The following is a 23,874-nucleotide window of genomic DNA, read 5'->3' as shown; positions in this document are numbered from 1 at the left end:
GCTCACAGACTGATATACGTCACCACATCCTCTTTCACCGCTAAGGCATGCTAGGTAGATGTGGCCTCAGCTAAAACTCATCAAAAATTTTATCCACAATACCCATCTAACTCCTAATTCTATTAATGTGCTAAAAACATGAGCTGATTGAATAAACCATAGCTATCGCAAAACGCCCTGTCATTATCACACTAAAAAATAAATTTAATACGAGTTTTGATAAAGAAGGAATCGTGACATATTCAAAGACACAAAACTTTCCCAATACGCCAACCCTTGGACAATCAACCTTTAGTTTCTTGCGAAATGTTCCTACAATATATACAATAAGGCATAATATCGTCATGGAGGCACGCAATGAAAAAAGATCCAATTCAACCTTATTTAATGGCATCTGCCATCACCGCAATACCCTTTATCTTAATCTGTTTAACAGCAATGATTGACATCGACTTTTTAACAGTCATCGACCAAAATATTGGCCAGCATCTCTATCAATGGGGCCCAGCTCCTTTTACAACTTTTGTACAATCCTTCACCCTCATTGGTAATGCCCAAGGAATTATTCCCCTCACGCTGATGATAGCTGTTATTTTCTACTATATCAGCCGAAAATGGCAAGTATTCCTTTGGATAGTTTTCACTATTCTAGTTGGCGTTGGGCCTCTTGTTGACCTAATTAAATATATCATCCAAAGGCCGCGCCCGAGTTACGTCTCGCACCTTGTTGACCAAGGGGGCTATTCATTCCCTTCTGGCCATGCAACTGGTGCAGTACTTGCATGGGGAACCCTAGCTTTCTTAACTTGGTATTATTTTAAAGATAAGTATCCAAAGATGATGCCCTACTTAATTGGCTTTACTATCTTCATGGTAGTTGCTATCAGTGCGTCTCGCTTATACCTTGGCGTCCACTATCTATCTGACATCATCGCCGGTTGGTCTATAGGCGCTACTTGGTTAATCCTCTGCTTGAATTACTTTAATCTTTTTATAGCAGATAGAATAGCATCGGAAAATAAAGGATAGTCACTTAAAAGAAAAATAATCAAAGAAAAAGGCACCGCCGACAAAGCGATGCCTTTTTTGTTATTAAAAATCTTATGCAATATCCAAGGCAAGCTACGCTTACTGTATAGCTAAGACAAGTAATAGCTATTTCTTCATTTCTGCTTTTAATTCCATGATAATATCACGAAGTTCTGCGGCTTTTTCAAAGTTCAAGTCCTTAGCAGCTTGTTTCATTTCTAATTCCACATTCCGTAAGGCTTGCTCTCTATCATCCCGTTTTAGAGCCCGTAATTGCTCTGTTAGGGAATTACTCATTTCTTCAGAATTTACATGGGTAATTCGAATAGCATCACGGATTTCTTTCTTGATAGTTTGCGGTACAATCCCATGTTCCTTATTGTAAGCTTGTTGGATAGCACGACGACGCGCCGTTTCATCCATGGCACGGCGCATAGAATCGGTGATTCCATCAGCATACATAATAACATGACCATTTTGATTACGCGCTGCCCGTCCAATGGTCTGGATAAGTGACCGCTCATTACGCAAGAAGCCTTCTTTGTCTGCATCCAAGATAGTCACTAGGGATACCTCTGGCACGTCAATCCCCTCACGTAACAAGTTGATCCCAATTAACACATCAAACACACCTAAACGTAAGTCACGAATGATTTCCGTCCGCTCTAACGTCTTGATATCTGAATGCAGGTATTTTACCTTGATGCCCACTTCTTCCAAGTAATCAGTCAAGTCTTCTGCCATTCGTTTGGTTAAAGTGGTGATAAATACCCGCTCTTCTCGTTCGATCCGGTCATTAATTTCACTAATAATATCATCAATTTGACCTTCAATTGGTCGAACTTCCACAGTAGGATCAAGCAAGCCCGTTGGTCGAATGATTTGTTCTACAATATTATCTTCCCCGGATTTCTCAACTTCATAATCAGCTGGTGTGGCGGATACGTATAGGGTCTGGTTTAATTTTTCTTCAAACTCTTCTAATTTTAATGGTCGGTTATCCAAGGCTGAAGGTAAACGGAAACCATGGTCAATTAAAACTTGTTTTCTAGCCTTATCTCCATTATACATTCCACGCACCTGCGGCATTGTCATATGTGACTCATCCACCATTAATAAGAAATCTTCTGGGAAGAAATCTAGCAAGGTATATGGTGCTTCACCAGGTTTACGTCCGTCCATATGACGAGAGTAGTTTTCGATCCCGTTACAGTAACCCATTTCAAGAAGCATTTCGATGTCATAGCGGGTACGTTGTTCTAGACGTTGTGCTTCAAGCAACTTCCCTTCATCATTCAATTCTTTCAAACGCTCTTCTAATTCAGCTTCAATCGATCTGACTGATTTCTCTACTTGTTCATGGTCTACCACAAAGTGGGTTGCTGGATAAATGGGAAAATGTTCTACTTCAGACTGGACTTCACCTGTTAAAGCATCCACTTCTCGGATGCGATCAATTTCATCACCAAAAAACTCCACTCGAATCGATGAAGAATCATGAGATGATAAGAATACGTCGACAATATCCCCGCGCACCCGGAAAGTGCCACGCTGGAAGTCGATATCATTTCGTTCATACTGATTTTCAACTAAACGACGCATAAAAGCGTCTCTAGATAATTCCTGTCCTTGTCTAACAGAAATCACGTGATCACGATATTCTGCAGGATTCACCAACCCATAAATACAAGAAACAGAAGCTACTACAATCGTATCCCGACGCTCCAAAATAGAAGACGTCGCCGAATGACGCAACTTATCAATTTCGTCATTCACGGACGCTGATTTTTCAATATAGGAGTCACTTGACGGCACATAGGCCTCCGGTTGGTAATAGTCGTAGTAAGATACGAAATACTCCACCGCATTATTCGGGAAGAATTCCTTTAATTCACCATATAACTGCCCAGCAAGTGTCTTATTATGGGCTAATACCAAAGTTGGTCGGTTGGTTTGGGCGATCACATTAGCCATGGTAAATGTCTTCCCAGTCCCCGTACCACCTAGTAAGACTTGCGCCTTGTCGCCAGCTTCCACTTGTTCCACAATTCTTCTGATGGCTTCCGGTTGGTCCCCACTCGGTTCATATTCCGAAACTAAATCAAATTGGTTTATCATCATGAACCTCTCTTCCTTTTAAAATACACAATTACATACCCTCATATTATACCACCTAAGTGATTAAAGCCGAAACCTTAGCCCTTGGAAAAAGGGGGTTCGCGACTTGGTTAACGGTTCAGTGGAAACTGCTATCAGTTTTCAAAATCGACGTCATCATTTCCCTTTAAATATCATGTGATTTTTGACCAAAATCCATCTACAAGAAACAAGTCATATTCATAATGATAGTGATTAGCTCGCTATTTCCACCAAGTTTGATCTGCCCCAGACACTTTCCCTTATGGATACTTAGGCCATTATCACTTGTTAATAACAGGTTAAATAAGACTCATTAAATTTACCTTGACTTATCCCTTATTATTTCTGTATAATATTGTCTGTTAGTGACAAGTTCACTTTTATAATTTGACAGGAAAGTGGGTGTTTTTAATGCCAAATATTGAATCAGCAATCAAACGTGCTCGTCAAAACGAAACTGCTAACGCTCGTAACAGTGCGAAAATCGCTTCTGTACGTACAGCTGTTAAACGTTTTGAACAAGCTGCTGCAGAAAACGCAGACAACAAGGATGAATTATTCCGTAACGCTTCTAAAATGTTAGATCAAGCTGCTAGCAAAGGATTAATCCACGCTAACAAAGCTGCTCGTGAAAAAGCTCGCTTAGCTAAAAAAGCATAATCGACCTTGGTAAATGGTGTTACCAAAACCGATCATTATAAAAAGCAGGAAAATGACGTACGCATTTTCCTGCTTTTTTTGTTGCCTGTTTTTTTCTCACATATATGTCTTAACTAGCTGCCCTACCTGAACAAAAGTCTAAAATAAACCACTCAATTCCGAGATGTTGGTCTACTTTTCCCTGTTTAATATCAAAGTCTAATTCAATCAACTTCATATAACCTACCATTAGTAAATTCGGCGAATAAGGGTTAATCGATTGGCCAGCCATTTTAATTCGGTATGGATGAACGCCAATAGTTTCAGCGATTGATCCTTGGTCGTAACCCGCTTTCTTCAATTGGATAATTTGCGTATACAAGCGGAAGTTAGACTGAAGTAAACCCAGAATGGCGATGGGTTGATTTTTCTGTGCGATCAGTTCGCGGTATAACCTTAAAGCAGCGGCCGAATCTTGACGCATGATATGGTCCGTCAGATGGAAGATATTGTCATCCAATGACGGTGTCACCAACAAGTCTACATCTCGCTGATTGATCCTTTTCTCATCCCCTACATATAAAATCAACTTGTCCATCTCACGAATGGACTGGGTAAGCTGGAAATTGGTTCGTTTCAAGAATAAGGCCATGGCTTCTCTGGTCATATCGACGCCTTCTGAAGCCACGTACCGCTGCATATAGTCCTTCACTTGAGGTTCGGCCATGACAGAGGTATCCACAAATGTGGCCTTCTTCTTGAGTTGTTTCACAATTTTCTTCCGGCCATCTAAGGATTCGTAATCAGCCACAATGACTAAAACCACATCATCAGCTGGATTATCCAGGTATTCGATTAAGGATGTGTCATCCTGCTTGATGGCATTCTTCTTCTGTGACCCAGTTAGAAAAGCTGGTTGCCGCATTAAAATCAGTCTTGGTTGATTGAAAAATGAAATAGTGTTGGCTTCAACCATTACATCCGCCAAGCTGTCTTCTTCCATATCAAAGGACATGTAATTCATAGCGTTGGCGTCTTCTTGTAAGTACTGGCTTTCGATAGCCGTTAAAAACCGGTTGATTAAGTAGGTTTCAGGCCCTTGTAGTACATATATGGGGTCAATTTGCCCGTTATTTAGCGCCTGTAATGCCTTTTGTAATTCCATAACCTACCTCCTAATTTGATTGCACACTGTCTATTTTAGCGGATTTCGGCCAATAAATATAGTGGACAGCGCCCATTGTATCCGTCCGGTATATTTTTGTTTGATTGGCTTCTAAATCAGCCACCACCCGGTCAGCTGGATGGCCATAACGGTTGCCCTTACCCACTGAAATCCAAGCGATTTTTGGGTTAGTCCTCTCGATAAAGTCAGCTGGCGTTGAATGATCTGATCCATGGTGGGCAACTTTTAAAATATCGACCGGAACAGTCGGCAGTGCATCCTCCGCTGCCCCATCTATATCTCCCGTAAATAGAAAGTCATGAAGTCCTATTCTACCATATAAGACTAAAGAATCCGCATTTTCTCCTGCACCTGATTTATCCGGCGCTAAAACTTGTAAATTAGTTGTTTGGTCAAGGGCCACCTGGTCTCCCGATTTAAGCCAGATAATCTCCATTTTGGGATTTTTCCCGGCCTCGATTGCCACCTGCAATGTGGTTAAGGATTCTGTGTCCGCGTTCATTCCGATGGGTAAATATAAGGTTTCGATTTTAAAGGCCTTGGCGATTTCACCAAATGATCCGATATGGTCGAAGTCGCCGTGAGTTAAAAACACCCCATCGATTGTCCTTGTGCCGGCTGCTTTAAGGGCAGGAATAATTTGCCTTTCAGCGATACTTTCACTGTCCCGTAATTGCCAGGATTTGGATGGATCTTGGTCAGCTAAAAGTGTAGTGAAGTTGATTTTCCCCGCTAAATCGATTAAATAGACCTTTCTTTGGTAAGGCATTTCTAGGAAAAAGGTATCCCCTTGCCCAATCGCTAGCATGGCTACTTGCCCATATCTGTGTAAATAAGGGTTCAAATACAGTAAAACTAAGCTAAGCGCTAAAAGTCCGTGCAAGCTTTTACTGACTTTCGCTTTTGAAAGATTCGCTAGATACATGAGTAAAGTGACCACAAAAAATACCAATACAGCAATTTGTGGCCTACCCGTCACCCACTGAAACCAAGTCCATTTTTCAGCGAAAAGCGCTAGCATTTCAATCCCCTCAATCAAGTAAGCTAATCCAGCTTGTAGCCAGACGAAATAAGGGCCTAAGCTGGTGATTTGAATGAGTAAAATCAATAGGAGTCCGGGAAATAAAAAGGTGGCGAATAACCAAGAATAACCATAGTTTAAGATAAGGGACACCCAGGAGAATTCAAAGTAGGTCATGGTTAAAAAGGGAATGGTGACTAAACTGCAGATAAAACTTTGCCAGATTTCGATTTGTAGAGAATGTCGGCATTTGGCTTGGATAAATTTCCCGGTAAATAAAATGGTATAGGACAAGGCATAGGTCAACTGAAAGGACAGGCTAAAGATAATGCGTGGGTCTATGATTAAAAGTAGGATCATGGACCAGGAAGTGCCTACGAGGGATGAAGGTTGCCCGCCCCACCGCTTCTTGAGGACGTTATAGGTATAAGCCACAAAAGACCGAATCATACCGTAGGGCCACCCTAAGAAGACGGTGTATATGAGTAGGATGGCAACGGCGAAATAGTCAAAAGATTCTACTGTGACGCCTAATCGGAGAAGGATTTTCTTGAAAAAATTCAGGAAATATTGGACGTGAAAACCGGAAATAGAAAACAAATGAATCAGACCGATTGCTTGATAGGCATCTAATACTTCCCCTTCAAGGGCATCCATTTCATTGAAAAAGAGGGACAAGGTATAGGCTGATACGGTCGGGTTTTGAATTGTTGCCAGCCAATTAATGGTGGCTTGCCTTTGGTTGGCTAACCAATATTGACTGTGGTTCAAATCACCGCTAATGTTAATGGCATCCGGTGACATGATCCAATAGATATCTTGCCGTTTTAAATAAGTCCGGTAGTTAAACAGATGAAAATTTTGGTTTTCATCCGCTTGTTCTAACGTACCGGTAAGGGTAACCTGAAAAGATTGTTCATTATCTAACCAAGCTTTCTGGTCCGCTTCGTCTTCAAGTATATAAAATACTTGCACCTTTTCATTTTGTCCCTTTAAGAGTGCAGTCCCTTGAAAAGACAACAGATTGCCTTCAACTTTTACATCAGTGATGGCCACATCCATAACCAATTCTTCTTCTGCCCCAGTTAGGATACTGTGTCGACTAGCATCTTGATAGGCAAAATAAGCGCCGAGTAAACAATGCACAAACACTAGTTGTAGCAGAAATTTACCCTCTTTTAAAGCAAGCACACGGACCACAAATAAGCCATAACAAAGCCAGGCCCAAGGACTATTGGTCAAGGCTACAATAGCAAGTAGAAGGATACCTAAACTATGGAGGACTAATTTATATGGCATCTTAATCCACCGTAATTAAAGGCCGTAACTTCTCCATCGTTTTCTCCCCAATACCTGAAACTTGGTCTAGGTCATCGACGGTTTCAAATAGACCGTTCGCCTCTCGGTAATTAATGATATCGGCCGCCCGCTTCTCCCCTATACCAGATAAGGTCTGTAGCATTGCAGCATCTGCAGTATTGATATTAACCAGGTCCCCGTCACTTGTGGCGTTCCCAGAACTCTCGGATACAGCACTTTCTGTGACCTGGGAACCAGCAACCAATGCTTCAGTTGAAGGACTGACCTCTTCGCCCATTTTAGGGACATAAATCACCATTTGATCAGTCACTAATTGCGCTAAATTCACCTGACTTTGGTCTGCCTCTCCAGTTACCCCACCCGCCATTTCAACCACATCATGAACCCGCATACCTGGGTTCACTGGGACAACTTGTGGGATTTTTACTGCGCCTTTAATGTCTACATACCAGGTTTCATTGGCTGCGCTACTCGCGATATTTTCGGTTTCTTCATCAACTTCTTCATCAGCTTCTTCTCTAGAGATTTCGCTTGCTGTACCACTCACCGCACTTGATGAAACTACCACATTTTCCGACAGACGCTCGTCTGAGCTTAGCAAGTCGGAGATTCCTTCGTCCGCTTCTGCCTCTACCACTAAGGCGTCAGTTTGGCCTTGTCTGCCTTGAAATACCTGACTAAGTCCGTAAATACCTAATCCACTCACAGTCAAAAAGACGATAAAAATACCCAGCAAGTAGGGTCTATACAAGAACCACACTTGTTGGATATTCTTTTCTTTAATATCTAACTGAAATTGTCTTAACCACGCCCGCAACTGCTTCATGATGATCACCTCACCTATTATATACGGCAAGATCAGTTAAAAGCGTCGACTCATATTTCAAAAAAATTAACCATTTAATTCAGCGTATTTGGCTTTAATCGCTTGGTTGACATTTGGCGGTACAACGCCAGACACGTCCCCATTAAACTTAGCGACTTCCTTGATAATGGAGCTTGAAACAAAGCGGTATTTCTCACTTGATAATAAAAGAACGGTCTCGATATCTGGCGCTTGGTGCTTGTTCATTAGGGCGATATTAGTTTCTTGTTCAAAGTCACTGCCGTTACGCAAACCGCGGATCAGAATACCGCAGTCCAATTCTCTAGCGAAATTCACTGTTAGGCCAGATTTTAAGTAGATTACTTCCACATTATCTAGGTGTTGAGTGGCTTCCTGGGCTAAAGCTAATTTCTCCTCGCCAGTAAATAAAGAGGTTTTGGTGGTATTTGTTGCGACAGCGACGTAGACGTAATCAAACATCTTGGCTGCCCGTTCAATCATATCCACATGGCCCATGGTTAAGGGGTCAAAAGACCCGGCGTATAAGGCTCTTCCTTTTGTTGTCATCTAGTCTTCCTCCATTCGGTATACCAGGATTCTGGTAATACCGTATGTCACATCTTTGATTTGTTTGAGTGGTCCGAAGGCTTCTGGCAGTGTGTCTCGCTTGTCTAATTCACAAATTAAGCGGGCATCCGGTGCCAGCCAATTATCCGCTAAAAAGCCGTTGATCACATCTTCTAATTGTTGCCCTTTATAAGGTGGGTCCAAGAATACCAAGTCAAATTGCAGGTCCTTATCTGCTTGACGTAATTGTTGGATGGCCTTGCGGTTGTCCCCTGCCTTCAAGACATACTGGTCCTCAATCCGCACAGCAGCAACATTTTCTTTAATCGTTGCTTGTGCTTGCCGGTTCTTTTCAAAACCGTAAACCACTGCTGCCCCTCTTGAAATAGCTTCTATTCCAAGTGCTCCAGACCCCGCATAGAAGTCTAAAACTCTTGTCTCCTCATCGAAATAAGGGCCAATAATATTAAATAACGATTCCTTGATTTTATCTGTAGTTGGTCGGGTATTATCCCCTGGCACCGCTTTTAAACGATGTTTCCCAAATTTTCCAGCTATGACGCGCATAGACTTGTCACCCCACGTTTTAAAATTTGTCTATATTTTACCATATCAAAGACCACCCACCTATAAGTGACCCCTTGAAAAAGGGATCCCCAAAATTAATCTGAGATATTTCTGATATAGACCTCATCAAAAAAGAACGCTGTGCTTTACCACATGACGTCCTTTTCCAATCAATATTTAAATGAATCTACACCATATAGCCTAGGAAATACGGCAGTTGCTTACGCCACCAGATCCAGTCATGAGACACATCTGGCCCCCACTCTGCAAACCAGGCTGGGATATTCTTATGCTCGAAAGCTTCACGCAACTTGTAGTAACCGGGCAGACCGTCTGCTTCCCAGTCGCCTAAACCGGTACAAACAATGATATCTGCTTGGCGCAAGTGGTCGATAAACCACGGATCGTTCAAGGTCCAAATGTAGTCCACTGGCGAGTTGTAATAAACAGCTAAGTCACCACCGAAATCACCACCAAAATAACGGGCGTCGTAAACACCTGATAAGGCAATGGTTTTATTAAAGACATCCGGATGTTTCAATTGGAAGTTTAAGGCATGGTAAGCACCCATCGAACAACCCGTTGTCATCATTGGTTCAAACCAACCCGTATAGTGCTTGATGAACGGGATAGCTTCATCAAGCACATAACGTTCGTAAGCATTATGGGCTTCAGCGCGGTCATGTTGAGACTTACCTTTGTGTAACCAAGATTCTTGGTCATGGGATGATAGAGTGAAGAATTGGACTTTTCCTGCTTCGATGAAATAATGTGCAGCTTCAATCATACCGAAGTCTGCAAATTCATCTTTAGAACCACCAGATGACGGGAATACCACTACCGGAATACCTGCGTGGCCATAACGATTTAAGTACATTTCTTGATTTAAGTGACCTGAATAATGGTGTAAGAATTCTGCATTCATTGGGTTTCCTCCAGTTTTGGGTAAAATGACAACCAGTGTAAAGCTAACCTTCTTTATGTTGGTGGACGTAGTGGAAAATTTCTTCAATTTCCGCTTCTGTATCCGCTAAAATACCATAGAATTGGTTACCTTGTAAGGCCGCAAAAGCGTCTGGTAAACGTTTTGAGAAGACAAATCGGTCGCCGTAATGACTGCGCAAAGCCGCCTCATCGTGGGCATAAGTATTTTGATCACGGTGGGTAATAGCCACGCAGTAACGAGCAGGCTCAGTCGACGTTTCAAAAGGTTGACCGTCCACAATACGGGCAAATTGACGGAATAAATCTACATGATTGGCATAGTTATACATATCAATAGCATAACCGCCCGCAACCCGGTTATTATATTCAACCACTAGATAATCGTCCCCATTTTTAAAGAATTCAATATGGAAAAACCGTTCCTTCATGCCAAATTGTTTGACGATTGCTTGACCATAGGCACGTAATTTTTCCGGAATTTCCTTTTGGATAATATAACCATAGTCTAACTGGTATTTTAATACCTCCAAAGTTGGGTCGCGATAATACAAGCTTGTTTCAAAGACAATATCCCCGTTTTGGTCGATTAAACCGTCATACGACAATAACTTCCCGTCCTCTATATAAGGTTCAAAGAAGTAGGCATCTTTCTCGTCCCACTCCTCTAAAAATTTGTAGACCGCGTCTTGGTCTTTTAACTTGTAGGTACCTGATGAACCCACACCTGAATTGGGTTTGGCTACTAATGGAAGTCCCAGTTCCTTGACGATTCGGTTGACGGTACCCTTTTTATTGGCCACTTTTCCTGGAACCGCTGGCACTCCCGCCTTGGCGAATAATTTCTTCATTTCAGACTTAAATTTAACCTTGCGCAAATCTTTTGGCTTGTTGCCAGGAATATTAAACTGTTCACGAATCTCAGCTTCCAAATTCAACCAATGTTCATTTTGCGACTCAATGCGGTCAATTTTCCCGTGCTTGAAAAATAAGTAAGCAACAGCTTTTTTAACTTCTTCAGTATTTTCTAAGTCGTTGACTTTGTAATATTCAGTCAAATCATCTTTTAAAGATTGGGGTAATTGGTCATAAGGTTCTTGACCGATGCCAAGCACATTAAATCCTTGCTGCTTTAACCGGTTAGTAAATAATTGAAAATTCTCTGGATAAAAAGGTGATGTCACAATGAAATTCATGTAAGTTCCTCCGCTCAAGGTCTTTTGCTTGTATATTATATTAATTTTTGATTAGAATCTCTCATTCATTATAAGCGGTAATCGGACTAAAAGCAATCGCATCTAAGTTATAGGAAACGTATTCATTCCCCCTCTTAAAGCCCCGCATAGCGGTCACTCTGTATCATTTGAACTTAATATGGCCATCGGTTAGAATGGAAAGTGGAGGTGTTTTATGACACAAGAAGTTATTTTAAGATCTGCCCAAGCTGCAGACTATCCAGCAATACACGCATTAAACCGAGGCGCTTGGTTTAAATCAGACTATGAAGCATACCCAGAAGCAACTGATGCTTACGTTGACTTAAACTTAAACAGCTCGTTGAGTGATGCATCAATGGCAACCGTTGCGGAAGTTGACGACCAGATTGCTGGTGTTATTTTAGTATCCGCAGATTCAGAGCCTAAATACGGACGAATGTTAATGCGGTCAACAGCTGAATCAGCTGCAACTATCCACGCACAAGGTCAGGAAATTGCCGACTATTTTTATGACCGAATGATAATAGAAAATGAATACGATGCAAAATTACTAGAAAAAGCGCAAGCAAGTACCGCCTATGATGGTCGCATCGTCTTATTTATTATGGATCCAAATTTCCAAGGTCTAGGAATCGGCAGCAAATTATTCCAAGCCGCTAAAGATTATTTTGAAGCAAAAAATGTGGCAAATTACTACCTATTCACTGACTCTTCATGTAATTATCCTTTCTATGATTACAAAGGAATGCATCGTGCAGGTAGTTTATCATTTGATCAATCAGGTTTATTCGAACAATTTGATGGTTCAAATAGTACTGAACCTTTTGAATTCTTCATCTATGATAATCAATAACAATACTGGAATACTTTTCAAATATGGCGTAAACATCTTATACCATACCTCTTTTACATAGTTACTTATCTGCAATGGATAGGCAAGGAAATAATTTAGCAGATGAACTTTCCTCGATCACTTAATATATCTACAATACGTGTACTTATATTACCGATGTCATGCTCTAGCCACGGACTCGACAACATCGGGTACCTACATCAAATTTAGTGACATAAAAGAACAAATAGCACATGTTTTCCAATAATTGGAAAACATGTGCTATTTGTTGTTGCATATATTATAAAGAAACCCCCCTTAAATTAAGATTTTACATCGCAATTTGCTTACCTTTATTTGTTCGTTCTACAATTAAATCTCGTTAGCAATCTTCAAAAGCACTAAAGACAGTGAAGTTTTAACGTCCAGTTGATGAACTTTCAATAAATACAAGATTTAAAATATGAATATCAAGTTTTTAAATGAAAAGGCATTCTATAACCTTCCAAGCTTCCTTTATACACCTGGCTAATCAACTTTCTTAACCACTAAAATATGCTGAGGATGCAATTGAATAAGTAAATCCGTAAATTTTGAATGATGATTATGTCTAAATCATTTATTTGCATATATTTTTCGCCGTGTTCTGTTTCTAGCATTGGAATTTGAGAGGTTAACTGTTGTTGTGTCCTACTTCCACGTGTATATCCGTATTTCATTATAATCTTCTTTCATATAAAATTTTAAAACGCAATATGATGATGACTTATGACACTCATTAAAAATTTGGTGTAAAAGTAAAATAAAATCTTATCTGCAAGATTTAGGAGGCGTCTATCTGCGTGTATAGTTAAATATTTTATCTACTTATAACTTAATTGAGCGATTTATATAATAATGGTATTGTTAATTGTATAAATTTAGTGCGAAGGAGATAAACATGGCTTCAATTAAAGATGTTGCAAGGTTAGCAAATGTATCTGTTGGAAGTGTTTCAAAATATTTGAACGGTGGTAAGCTAAAAGAAAAAACAAAAATAGCAATTGAAGAAGCAATCAAAGAGTTAAACTATGAGAAAAATATATATGCTACTGGATTAAGAACAAATAGAACACATACAATTGCCTTACTTATACCAACTATTTGGAATCCTTTCTTTAGTGAACTAGCATTTTATATTGAAACAGAATTAAGATATTATCAAACTAAATTAGTGTTATGCAACACTATAAATAATTATGAAAATGAAGTTGCCTATATTACAATGGCACGTCAAAATAAAATTGATGGCTTAATTACCTTATCTTATAGTAATGTAGATGCCTATATTTCTAGTGAACTACCAGTTGTAAGTATAGATCGTTATTTTTCCGAAAAAATACCAACAATTATGAGTGATAATTTTATGGGAGGTAAATTAGCTGCTGAAAAATTACAGCTAGCTGGCGCAACTAAATTGGCGTTTATTGGCTATGGTTCAATTTATGAAAATTCTACAAGAGATCGTTATCGTGGTTTTCAGGATTACTGTAAAACTAATAAGATTGATTGGAAAAGTTTTTATTATGAAGGACATCATCGAGAGTTTCGAGAACAATTATCTTTATTTGTTCAAGAACAAATAATAAATAATGAAACAGATGGAATATTTGTGGTAACAGATGAACAAGCTATGGAAGTTATTGATTTACTTCACCAGAACGGCAAAAGAGTCCCAGAAGATATCCAAGTTATTGGTTTTGATGGCAGTAAACAATCTAATAATAGTCCAATATATCTTTCTAGCATCCGACAATCAGTTCCAGAAATTGCAGCTGAAGCAGTGAAGTGTCTATTCAAAATTATTGAAAAAAAAGAAGTTCGTTTACAAACAATTTTACCAATAACATATCAACCCGGAACAACAACTAGAGATTAGATTTATTATATATAAAACAAGTTTTCATTCCTTTAAAAAAGGGGCTTCTCCATCAGCCCCATAATTTATAAGGCCAAAAATAATTGACAACTTGTTTTTTTTTGTTTATATTTTAAAAATGAAACGTTTCATTTTTAAAATCTTATGGAGGTGTATAGTAAATATGTTAGATAGTAAAAAGATAGCAACAGATATTATTCTTGGAGTTGGTGGAGTGGAAAATATTGTTTCAGCTGCCCATTGTTCTACTAGATTGCGGATAGTTTTGAAAAACGACAGTCTTATAGCCACAGATACTATCTCTGAAATTGACGGTGTTAAAGGTTCATTTAATAATGGTGGACAATTTCAAATAATTTTAGGCACTGGATTAGTAAACAAGGTCTATCAAGAGTTTTTAAATCAAACTAATCTATCTGAAATAGGTAAAGATGAATTGAAAGAAATAGCTTCAACAAAATTGAATATTATACAACAAATTTTGAAAGCGCTAGCAGATGTATTTGTGCCAATTTTACCAGCTTTAGTGGCTTCGGGATTATTAATGGGATTAAATAATTTATTAACAGCCGAAGGTTTATTTATTCCTAATCAGACAATAATCGAGGCTTACCCACAATTTTCAGATTTAGCAGAAATGATTAATCTCTTCTCTAATACTGCATTTGTATTTCTCCCTGTCCTGATTGGATTTTACGCGGCTCAAACTTTTGGTGCGACCCCTGTTTTAGGTGCGGTTATTGGTGCATTAATGATTCATCCCGACTTATTAAATGGTTATGATTATGGTCAAGCATTACTGGATAATAATTTACCGGTATGGAATATTTTAGGTTTTGAAATCGCTAAAGTAGGTTATCAAGGTACAGTCTTACCTGTAATTGGAGCTGCTTTTGTTTTAGCTAAAATAGAAAAATTATTGCAGAAATTTATTCCAATGATGTTAGACAACATCGTTACACCTTTACTTGCAGTGTTACTTACAGCAACTTTTACTTTTGTAGCTATTGGTCCTGTCATGAGAGTAGTCGGAGATTGGATGACTAACGGTGTAATGTGGTTATTCTTTGAGTTAGGACCTATAGGAGGAGCCATTTATGGAGTTGTATATCCATTACTTGTCATTACAGGTATGCACCATAGTTTGGTTACTTCTGAAATGCAAATCTTGGCTAATATTGAAACACTTGGAGGTTCACCAACTTTTGCAGTTGTAGCTGCTTCCAATGTGGCACAAGGTGCTGCTGCTTTAGCAGTGTTTAACCTATTTAAAAAAGATATTAAAATGAAATCCATTGCTTCAGCGGCAGGCGTATCAGCTTTACTAGGGATTACTGAACCCGCTGTTTTTGGTGTCAATTTGAAACTCAAATATCCTTTTATTGCAGCCCTTATTGGATCAGCAACAGGAGCAGCTTACGCTACATGGATGAATGTTTTATCCTTATCACAAGGGCCCGCTGGTCTACCAGGAGTGATTGTCATTCGACCACAATCGATGATTCAATATTTAATTTCATTAGGAATAGCTTTTATTGTAACGTTTATTTTTACAATACTATTTGCGAAAACCAATAAGATAAAAAAATAAATTAAAAAAGGAAATTGTGAGGGATTTTATAAATGGAATGGACAAAAAAAGAGCGTTACAAAAAGATTGATGATGTTTCTAGCGCTTATATGACAGAATTGAGAAAAAAAGTTGATGAGGGACCTTATCGACAAACTTTTCATATTCAACCTAAAACAGGGTTATTAAATGATCCAAACGGCTTTAGCTATTATAACGGCCAGTATCACTTATTTTATCAGTGGTTTCCTCTAGGTCCAGTGCATGGCGTGAAGTACTGGTATCACATGGTTTCTAATAATTTGGTTGATTGGGAAGATAAAGGTATTGCATTGAGCCCCGATACTAAATACGATAGCCATGGTGTCTTCTCAGGTACAGGATTCGTGAAAGATGACCAATTACATTTGTTCTATACAGGCAACACTCGAACAGAAAATTGGAAGCGAATTCCTTATCAATGTCATGCAGTAATGGGCAAAGATAACAACATCAAGAAATCTCAAAAACCGTTGATTATAGATTCACCCGAAGGATACACGGATAACTTCAGAGACCCTAAAATTATTGAACAAAATGGTTACTATTACTGTATTATCGGAGCAGAAACAAGTAATCATGAAGGAGCAATTGTTTACTATGTTTCAGATGATTTAGAAAAATGGACGTATCAACAAGCAATAGAATTAAAAGGGAATATTACTTCAGAAAATCAAGGATTTATGTGGGAATGTCCAGACTATTTTGAGTTAGACAATCATGGGGTTCTCTTATTTTCACCTCAAGGGATGACCGAGAAAGGAGATAAATATCAAAATATTTATCAATCTGGTTATTTATTAGGAAATCCCCTTGATTTTACTAAAGGGGTTTTTCATGTAACTGAGGACTTCACAGAATTAGATAGAGGTTTTGATTTTTACGCGCCTCAAACAATGACTGATCCAAATGGACGTCAATTGTTAGTTGGATGGTTAGGTCTTCCTGGTGTCGATTGTGTTACAGATGAATTTGGATGGGCTCACTGTTTAACAATTTTGCGTGAAATCAGTTTAAAAAACGGGAAAATTTATCAGAAACCTGTACCTGAACTAGCTTTACTACGTGGGAAGAAAAATACAGTAGAAATAGAGTTAGAAAACGAAGTAGTAATTGTTAATCAATTTTCTGCTAGAACTTACGAACTCCAAGCATCTTTTACTAATATAACTGGACAATATGTAGGTCTAAGTTTTCGAATGGGCGACAAGGAAGTAACCAATTTCTACTATGACCGAGTAGAAAAAAAATTAGTTTTTGATCGGGGGCAATCTGGTGAAACATCAACTGCTGAATTTGGAACTTTAAGGAAATGCGATTTTTCTGAAGAAGAACTACAGATTCAATTGTTTATGGATGAGTCCTCCGTCGAAATATTTGTGAATGATGGTTTAGAAGTCTTTACGTCGCGTCTTTATTCACAAGTAGATCAAAATCAAATACAGTTCTATGCAAAAGGACATGCAATTGTAACAGCAACTCAATGGGAAATTGGATAAAGGGAGGATCAACTAGGACAAATATAATATATCAAGGAGGCTTTAATTGATTTTATTTGTTCCGGTCATTTAGGATTAAAAAAAGGAAATAAAGTCACACTTTAAAGATATAGCATGCTATTAATTTAGCCAATACGAAACCCCTCTAGTTTTCTAGAGGGGTTGTTTATTACTTTGCTACTTTTAAGAGTCATTTATTCTTATAGTTCGATTGAGTAGAGTTTTCATCTGGTTACAGATGATTCTAAATAAAATATTTTATACTGTTTACCAAGTTCCATTAATTTCTCTTAATCCCGCTAATCCTATTAGTGTTCCTAATCTTTATTATTATTCTTTTGATTAGTTGTAAGTTTAACGATTAATTCTTCTTTTTTCGCTACTCTCCCTATAACTTTTCAACTATAATAAAAGAAATAAGAACTTATAAAATAAACGACTAAAAATGGGGGTTGTATCATGGAAGAAAATAACACAGTAATAGGTAACGTTCTTGCAAGAGTAGATGAATTTAAAGACGAGAATGCCGTAATACTTCGCGATAATATTCAAAATGAAATTAGTTCCTACAAGTCCTCTCTACCAAGTGATAATTTTCTAAATGACATCGATTATCAAATAAATCAAGAGATTGATAACAAAATAAGTGAGTTTAAACAAGAGATTGATCTAAAACCAAAGGCACTTTACTATAATCTAAAATCAAAAGTTGAACTAAGTGATAACCTTACTGAAAAAGAACTCACTTTGTCTGCCTATGAATTTTTGGAAAAAAATACTAAGAACAGATTCTTGAAGAAAATCCTGAGAGACTTAAAAAAGGAGGCTAAGAAATGAAAAATAAACTTTCAGAATTTGCTGTGAAAGCTGGGAAAGCTATTATAGCAATCATTTCTAAACAATTAATCAGCTATGTCTCAAGTGAAGAATTCACCCGAAAAGTCAAACAACTCATTCAATACGTGGTTTCAAATTTAGTTAGCGTAGTTCTTGAAGAAAAAAATGCTACTAATAAGAAAAGTACTGGCCTTTAGACTAAGTAGGTTGATGTTAGTTCATATTCTTTTATAATGCCCTAATGCCTTATCACATTCATATTGATGAACTAGGAATAGAAAGACTATTAAGGACTTTCTTGAAAACTGATACTATTGTAGAGAAAAAAACCGTGAGAGTATTATTCTCTTACGGTTTCTTTAGACACTTTAATCATATTCCTAGAATTTCTAAAAAGTTATTCCTTTTAGTGTTTCATGAGTAACTAGTATTCCTTATTACTAACTATTTTACAAATAAAAGCACTATATTAATTTCCCTTATTAATTCTATTTTTTGATAGCGATCACTTTAACTCGATGCAAATAATAATTCATCTAGATCAAATATTTCAATATATTTATGCGTATGTTGTTTAATTAAGCCTTTATCCTCTAACGAAGAGAACTTCCGACTTATTGTTTCAGGTGTTGTACCCAAATAAGAAGCTAGCTCCTTTTTTGACATTGGTAATGTCACATAAGTATGGTTTTTCTCATCTTCAACATATTCTGCTAGAAAATTAATAATACGAGACTCTACCTGCTCCATACCAACCTGCATCGTTTGCTTTTCTGATACCTGTAAACGTTTCGTAACATCTGAAAGTATTCGTCTCATAATTTCTGGGTAAGCGTCTAGATAGTTATCCATATCTTTTTTATGGATTCTACATATGCTTACTTCTGATATTGCTTCAGCATAATTGGAATGGTAACTTTCAGTTTGAAAAATAGCCACTTCGCCCATAAAATCACCAGGATTTAGTATGCGTACCGTTTGTTCACGACCGGATTCAGTTAAGTTATAAATACGTACACGTCCATTATTTACGATATATAATGTGTCATCTTTATCACCATTTCCAAATAACAACGCATTCTTTGCATAATGTACTTCATGCGCTGATTGTGCAATTAAACTCATTTGTTCTTCGTTTAGGTGGTTAAAAATTGGTACTAACCGTATACAATCTACATGACTATGGTGATGATGGTGTGCCATACAACTTTCCTCCTAATTAATCGTTATCTATATAATCATCGTCTTCTAACGCATCCTTATTAACAAAGGCTTGAAGTTGCCAAATATTTACATCTAAATAATCTTTATAACTAATTAGTAAATCCTCTAACGCATCATCTGCTTCTTCTTGAGCTAAACGCAATGCACGAACGGTAAATTCACGATTAGTTCTAAAATCTTCTACTAACTGTAAGACCATTTCTTCAGCAGAATAATATTTTTCAGACGGATCTTCAGAAATTATTGCAAATTGCTGAAATTTAGCAGTTGTTGATGCTGGCTTAAATCCCGAAGCTAGTAAACGTTCTGCAATTTTATCAAACCATGTTTCATTCTCATTATACAGTTTTTCAAATAACTCATGCAATGAATAGAAATTTGCCCCTTTTACATACCAGTGATATTGATGTAATTTTACATGTAAGGTATGAATATTGGCCAGTACATGATCTGTAACAGCTGCAGCATTAATCTTGGTATGGTGAATGTGTTCTTTATAGGCTTGTTCAGCAGCTAATTTTTCTTGTCTTTCGTTTACTGTTGTCATTTTATAAACCTTCCTTTACTTTTGAACTAATAACGGAATATCCTAAGTTTTCAATAGCGTTTTCAATTGTACTCAAATTGACTTGTTCTTCATCGAAATCCACCTTTACCTTACTTGCATTAAACAGTACTTTTACAGAATCCTTTTCTACACCAGCGGTCTGTTTTAAACCACTTTCAATTTTTTGTAAACATGATGGACAAGTTAATGTTTCTAATTTTAATGTTGCTTTTGTCATATCTATCACTCCTTTAAATAAATTATATAAGGTATTTTTTTAAAAATAATTGATACAGATCAATTATTTTAATTGATATCCTCTTAATCTCATTGCATTTAAAATAACAACCAAAATACTTGCCTCGTGAACTAACATACCAATTGACATAGACATCCATTCACTGAATAATAAACTAAAGAGTAATATTATCACCACACCAACAGCAATAAGAATATTTTGTTGCATATTCGCATATGTCCCTTTAGCTAAACCTAAAGCATGGGGGAGACGATTAAAATTGGAATTCATCAAAACAATATCTGAACTTTCAATGGCTACATCTGTTCCATTTCCCATAGCTATCCCTACTTCTGCAGTAGCTAGAGAGGGGCTATCGTTCACACCATCACCAATAAAAGCAACAATTTCACCAGTAGACTGTCTTTCTTTTAAAAATGCTTGCTTGTCCTCAGGCAGCATATCGCCATGGGCTTCGGTTAATCCTAGCTCCTTTTTAACTAAATTAACAGTACCTTGATTATCCCCTGATAATACAATGAGATTTTTAACACCAAGTGATTTTAATTTTTGTAGGTCTTGTTTAACACCTGGTCGAACCTGGTCACGGATTCCCATTAAAATCATTAACTGATGATCAACTGCTGTTAATACAATTGAACTACCGTCTCTTTCTAATGTATCTAATTTTTTAAGCACATCAGCAGATAGTGGTATCCTTTCTTGTTCCATTAAGTGTTTATTCCCTACTGCAACGACGTGTCCATCAACGTGAGCAATTATGCCCCCACCTTTTATAACCTGTGTACGCTCTACAGGTCGTAGTTTATATTGCGCTAACTTATTCGTAATAGCGACTGCTAAGGGATGATCAGATTCCCTTTCAACCGAGAATAATAGAGATAAATCCTCCTCTTGATTATTTCCATAGTAAACAAATTCGCCCACTTCAGGCTTTCCTTCAGTTAATGTACCTGTTTTATCAAATAGGATTGTATCTACATTCGCAAAATGACTAATCACTTCAGAACCTTTAAATAAAATACCATTTTTTGCACCATTTCCTATACCCGCCACGTTTGAAACTGGTACACCAATGACCAAGGCTCCTGGACAACCGAGTACTAATACAGTAACTGCTAGTGCCGTATCTTTAGTTAATACCCAAACTAATAACCCAATAATAAGTACTACAGGTGTATACCAACGAGAGAACTGGTCAATAAATCGCTCAGCTTCCGATTTAGAATCCTGTGCCTCTTCTACTAATTCAATAATTCGACCAAATGTAGAATCCTCCCCAATTCTATCAGCGACTATTTGAATAGTCCCATTATCCATAATGGTACCGGCAAATACTTCGTCACCTTTTTCTTTCTTTAGAGGTAAAGATTCGCCAGTGATATTAGCCTCATTTACATGTCCCTTTCCAGTAGTTACCCTACCATCTACTGGAATCTTAGCGCCAGTTTTTACTAAGAGAATATCTCCTTCCTCTACTTCATCAATATCTACTTCTTCAAATTGCCCCTCGTTCAATTGCTTAAAAGCGGTCTCTGGAGCCATTTCTGTCAACTCTTTAATCGCAGATCGTGTTTGCTTAAGTGTACGCTGCTCTAAATATGATCCAAATAAAAATAAAAAAGTAACAATAGCTGACTCTTCGTAATTTTGAATAAAGAAAGCACCAATAACCGCTATCGTTACTAAAACATCAATACTCACTACTTTTACTTTCATAGCCTGATAAGCCTGTATCGCAATGGGCATAACACCAAATATGGAAGCAATGATAAAAGCACTGTTAAAGATAACCGTATTAGTAAAAATGAAATGTGCAATAAAACCTATTATAATAAGCAAACCACTAATAACCGTAATATGATTTTTATGTTTCAAAATAATCTGTTGCATATAAATCCCTCCTATACTTTTGTACAACTACAGTGTATTCATTTTTGAAAGATATAAAATTGATGCGCATCAATTTTATATACATAGTATAAAAAAAGTTAAGATTTATTATTTTAATCATTTTTTCAAAACTCATTATTATCCAAAAAAATAGTCATCTCAAATTTTCCACAAAAAAAAAGAGGGTTTACATGGTCGATTTAGTTAAATAACTAAATTGACTATGTAAACCCTGGTATTGATATTTACAGTATTCGTTTTTTGATAATAGACATTTTCCAAGACATCGTCGTCAAGATGCGATTAAGCCATAGAAAGTACACTTTTAGTTGGAAAAGTGTCATTTATCTAAATTGATATAAATGATCAGTTTAAATTCTTTTAGAAGACTTATCAAGTATTACCCAAATCATAAAAGTTTATAATGGCCAACCTTGACTGATAAAACGTAAACAATCTGGTAGGTGTTTGGACCAATACTTTTCAGAATGTTCATCGCCATAGAAAATATTCAAGGACACATTTTCCGGCGCCACACCTGCCTGCATCACCTGTTGGCTATATTTAATGGCGTCGGTAATGTAAGCCTGCTCGGTATTAGGACCGATGATCATCTCATCTACCTCGTCCCCTTCTTCTGTCCCACATTCAATATAAATTCGTTGATCTTTTGGTAAATCCACCCGCTCAATAAACCGGTCAAAATCTTGCGCAACTGCCCAATTGGTTAATGAAAAAATCCCTAACCGACCAATTTTGTCCTTATAAGCAGCGCCAAGATACGTCGAAATAGTCGCCCCAAAGGAAGACCCTACCATCGCCGTGTGGGCAGCGTCTGGTATAGTCCGGTAGTGTTTGTCGACAAAGTCTTTGACAATGGTCACCACAAACTCAGAAAACTCAGCACCTCGTCCCCCTTGACCAGATAGTCTTGGATCGTAGGCATCCTTGAGCGTCCACGGAAGGTATTCCAAGGTCCGCGTTTCTTCACCGTTATCGATACCGACAATAATCATGCTTGGTAAATCCGGATTCCGCTTGATTGCGTGAATCGTTTTCCAAGAGTGTTTCGAAAAAGCTTCCTTAGAATGAAATACATTCTGCCCGTCATGCATATAAACAACGGGATAATGCTTGTCCGGATGCGCTTCATAGTCCTTAGGTAAGAGGACACGGATTCGCCGCTTAGCCAAGGTATAAGGCACATCTAAAATATGTTCTTTCAGTTCCAAATAGAAAAATGGTGCAAACTCCATACTGACTCTCCTCCAAAGATTGAAAAAGGACCCTGGGCACATTCAATCCCAAGGTCCCTTCAAACTTTCATTCACTATCTATTTTATTATATATTAAGCGTACCGTTCATTTAAACGATCTTTATCATCCGAATCCTTCTTGGCCATCAAGTCTGCCGCATAGGTATCAAAGGCCGTCGCATAATCCGTCGCCATCGCCTGTCTAGGAGATACATCCACCTTGCGTACGAAATGCAACTTCTCAAGATTCTTTTGAATGTGGTCCGCTTCCGACACATCCGTGTACAAAACCGCATACTTCATCTTCCGCGACACATAATAAACGAAACCGTACTTTTGTAACTGTTTAACTTTTTTATTTGAATACATCCACACAATCAATGCTTGTCGAGACTGTGCTTGATCATAAATACTCATATTATCGACTTCCTTTAATCACTCGCTTTAATCTCATTATAACAGGAATTCATCTGCCAGTAACCCTTAAACCTTTATATGGCAAAATAACGGGCCCAAACTTGCTGGCCCGCTATTATCACCTCTTATT

The 23,874-nt window shown here is 37.8% G+C and carries 22 protein-coding genes; 8 read left to right on the top strand and 14 right to left on the bottom strand.

The window, feature by feature from the left end:
* The first annotated feature begins 357 nt into the window (after nt 1-357).
* Nucleotides 358-1,029, top strand: coding sequence for a phosphatase PAP2 family protein (locus tag ACFW0C_RS06990; RefSeq protein ID WP_378106455.1), 672 nt, complete (start codon nt 358-360; stop codon nt 1,027-1,029).
* Between the two features lie 126 nt (nt 1,030-1,155).
* Here ACFW0C_RS06990 and uvrB read toward each other — a convergent pair whose 3' ends face one another.
* On the bottom strand, nt 1,156-3,150 hold the full coding sequence (uvrB, locus tag ACFW0C_RS06985) for an excinuclease ABC subunit UvrB (protein WP_378106453.1): 1,995 nt from the start codon (nt 3,148-3,150) through the stop codon (nt 1,156-1,158).
* Between the two features lie 429 nt (nt 3,151-3,579).
* On the opposite strand from uvrB, the gene rpsT reads away from it, so the two are divergent.
* Entirely contained in the window at nt 3,580-3,828 is a 249-nt protein-coding gene (gene rpsT, locus ACFW0C_RS06980; RefSeq protein WP_003143716.1) for a 30S ribosomal protein S20, read from the top strand.
* Nucleotides 3,829-3,937: 109 nt separating this feature from the next.
* Here the strand turns inward: rpsT and holA are convergent, their stop codons facing one another.
* The 7 genes from holA to ACFW0C_RS06945 all read right to left on the bottom strand — a co-directional run bounded on the left by holA (nt 3,938) and on the right by ACFW0C_RS06945 (nt 11,432).
* Nucleotides 3,938-4,972, bottom strand: a complete 1,035-nt coding sequence (gene holA / locus ACFW0C_RS06975) for a DNA polymerase III subunit delta (protein ID WP_378106452.1) — start codon at nt 4,970-4,972, stop codon at nt 3,938-3,940.
* A 10-nt stretch (nt 4,973-4,982) separates the two neighbouring features.
* Complete coding sequence (locus ACFW0C_RS06970; protein ID WP_378106451.1) at nt 4,983-7,313, bottom strand: DNA internalization-related competence protein ComEC/Rec2; 2,331 nt, start codon at nt 7,311-7,313, stop codon at nt 4,983-4,985.
* Between the two features lies 1 nt (nt 7,314).
* Complete coding sequence (locus ACFW0C_RS06965; protein ID WP_378106450.1) at nt 7,315-8,160, bottom strand: helix-hairpin-helix domain-containing protein; 846 nt, start codon at nt 8,158-8,160, stop codon at nt 7,315-7,317.
* A gap of 66 nt (nt 8,161-8,226) precedes the next feature.
* Complete coding sequence (gene coaD / locus ACFW0C_RS06960; protein WP_378106449.1) at nt 8,227-8,727, bottom strand: pantetheine-phosphate adenylyltransferase; 501 nt, start codon at nt 8,725-8,727, stop codon at nt 8,227-8,229.
* The gene (gene rsmD / locus ACFW0C_RS06955) at nt 8,728-9,294 is read right to left on the bottom strand and encodes a 16S rRNA (guanine(966)-N(2))-methyltransferase RsmD (RefSeq protein ID WP_378106448.1); all 567 of its coding nucleotides are present in this window, start codon (nt 9,292-9,294) and stop codon (nt 8,728-8,730) included.
* Nucleotides 9,295-9,481: 187 nt separating this feature from the next.
* Nucleotides 9,482-10,219, bottom strand: a complete 738-nt coding sequence (locus ACFW0C_RS06950) for an esterase family protein (protein WP_378106447.1) — start codon at nt 10,217-10,219, stop codon at nt 9,482-9,484.
* Between the two features lie 43 nt (nt 10,220-10,262).
* A complete protein-coding gene (locus ACFW0C_RS06945) occupies nt 10,263-11,432 on the bottom strand; it encodes an acetyl-CoA carboxylase biotin carboxylase subunit family protein (protein WP_378106446.1) in 1,170 nt (389 codons plus the stop codon).
* Nucleotides 11,433-11,646: 214 nt separating this feature from the next.
* On the opposite strand from ACFW0C_RS06945, the gene ACFW0C_RS06940 reads away from it, so the two are divergent.
* The 6 genes from ACFW0C_RS06940 (at nt 11,647) to ACFW0C_RS06915 (ending at nt 18,345) form a co-directional block, all read left to right on the top strand.
* The gene (locus ACFW0C_RS06940) at nt 11,647-12,306 is read left to right on the top strand and encodes a GNAT family N-acetyltransferase (RefSeq protein WP_378106445.1); all 660 of its coding nucleotides are present in this window, start codon (nt 11,647-11,649) and stop codon (nt 12,304-12,306) included.
* A 919-nt stretch (nt 12,307-13,225) separates the two neighbouring features.
* Nucleotides 13,226-14,203 (top strand): LacI family DNA-binding transcriptional regulator, encoded by a 978-nt coding sequence (locus tag ACFW0C_RS06935; RefSeq protein ID WP_378106443.1) that lies wholly within the window; start codon nt 13,226-13,228, stop codon nt 14,201-14,203.
* 163 nt (nt 14,204-14,366) lie between these two features.
* The gene (locus ACFW0C_RS06930) at nt 14,367-15,794 is read left to right on the top strand and encodes a sucrose-specific PTS transporter subunit IIBC (RefSeq protein ID WP_378106442.1); all 1,428 of its coding nucleotides are present in this window, start codon (nt 14,367-14,369) and stop codon (nt 15,792-15,794) included.
* A 32-nt stretch (nt 15,795-15,826) separates the two neighbouring features.
* The gene (locus ACFW0C_RS06925; RefSeq protein WP_378106440.1) at nt 15,827-17,311 is read left to right on the top strand and encodes a glycoside hydrolase family 32 protein; all 1,485 of its coding nucleotides are present in this window, start codon (nt 15,827-15,829) and stop codon (nt 17,309-17,311) included.
* A 459-nt stretch (nt 17,312-17,770) separates the two neighbouring features.
* Nucleotides 17,771-18,148 carry a hypothetical protein gene (locus ACFW0C_RS06920; RefSeq protein ID WP_378106439.1) on the top strand — a complete coding sequence of 126 codons (378 nt, stop codon included), beginning with the start codon at nt 17,771-17,773 and terminating at the stop codon, nt 18,146-18,148.
* On the top strand, nt 18,145-18,345 hold the full coding sequence (locus ACFW0C_RS06915) for a hypothetical protein (protein ID WP_378106438.1): 201 nt from the start codon (nt 18,145-18,147) through the stop codon (nt 18,343-18,345). The genes ACFW0C_RS06920 and ACFW0C_RS06915 overlap by 4 nt, the downstream gene beginning before the upstream one ends.
* 313 nt (nt 18,346-18,658) lie before the next feature.
* Here ACFW0C_RS06915 and ACFW0C_RS06910 read toward each other — a convergent pair whose 3' ends face one another.
* The 6 genes from ACFW0C_RS06910 to ACFW0C_RS06885 all read right to left on the bottom strand — a co-directional run bounded on the left by ACFW0C_RS06910 (nt 18,659) and on the right by ACFW0C_RS06885 (nt 23,744).
* The gene (locus ACFW0C_RS06910) at nt 18,659-19,351 is read right to left on the bottom strand and encodes a Crp/Fnr family transcriptional regulator (protein ID WP_378106437.1); all 693 of its coding nucleotides are present in this window, start codon (nt 19,349-19,351) and stop codon (nt 18,659-18,661) included.
* A 16-nt stretch (nt 19,352-19,367) separates the two neighbouring features.
* On the bottom strand, nt 19,368-19,919 hold the full coding sequence (locus ACFW0C_RS06905) for a Dps family protein (RefSeq protein WP_378106435.1): 552 nt from the start codon (nt 19,917-19,919) through the stop codon (nt 19,368-19,370).
* Nucleotide 19,920: 1 nt separating this feature from the next.
* Entirely contained in the window at nt 19,921-20,157 is a 237-nt protein-coding gene (locus ACFW0C_RS06900) for a heavy-metal-associated domain-containing protein (protein ID WP_016896718.1), read from the bottom strand.
* Between the two features lie 63 nt (nt 20,158-20,220).
* Complete coding sequence (locus ACFW0C_RS06895; RefSeq protein WP_378106433.1) at nt 20,221-22,071, bottom strand: heavy metal translocating P-type ATPase; 1,851 nt, start codon at nt 22,069-22,071, stop codon at nt 20,221-20,223.
* A gap of 419 nt (nt 22,072-22,490) precedes the next feature.
* Nucleotides 22,491-23,327, bottom strand: coding sequence for an alpha/beta hydrolase (locus ACFW0C_RS06890; RefSeq protein WP_378106431.1), 837 nt, complete (start codon nt 23,325-23,327; stop codon nt 22,491-22,493).
* Between the two features lie 93 nt (nt 23,328-23,420).
* Nucleotides 23,421-23,744, bottom strand: a complete 324-nt coding sequence (locus ACFW0C_RS06885; RefSeq protein ID WP_378106429.1) for a YlbG family protein — start codon at nt 23,742-23,744, stop codon at nt 23,421-23,423.
* Between the last annotated feature and the right edge of the window lie 130 nt (nt 23,745-23,874).

It is taken from the genome of Aerococcus sp. NPDC058936, assembly GCF_042741995.1.
In the GTDB taxonomy this organism is placed as follows: domain Bacteria; phylum Bacillota; class Bacilli; order Lactobacillales; family Aerococcaceae; genus Aerococcus.
Note: the sequence above shows the minus strand (reverse complement) of the source record. Positions and strands in the feature narration are given on the sequence as shown.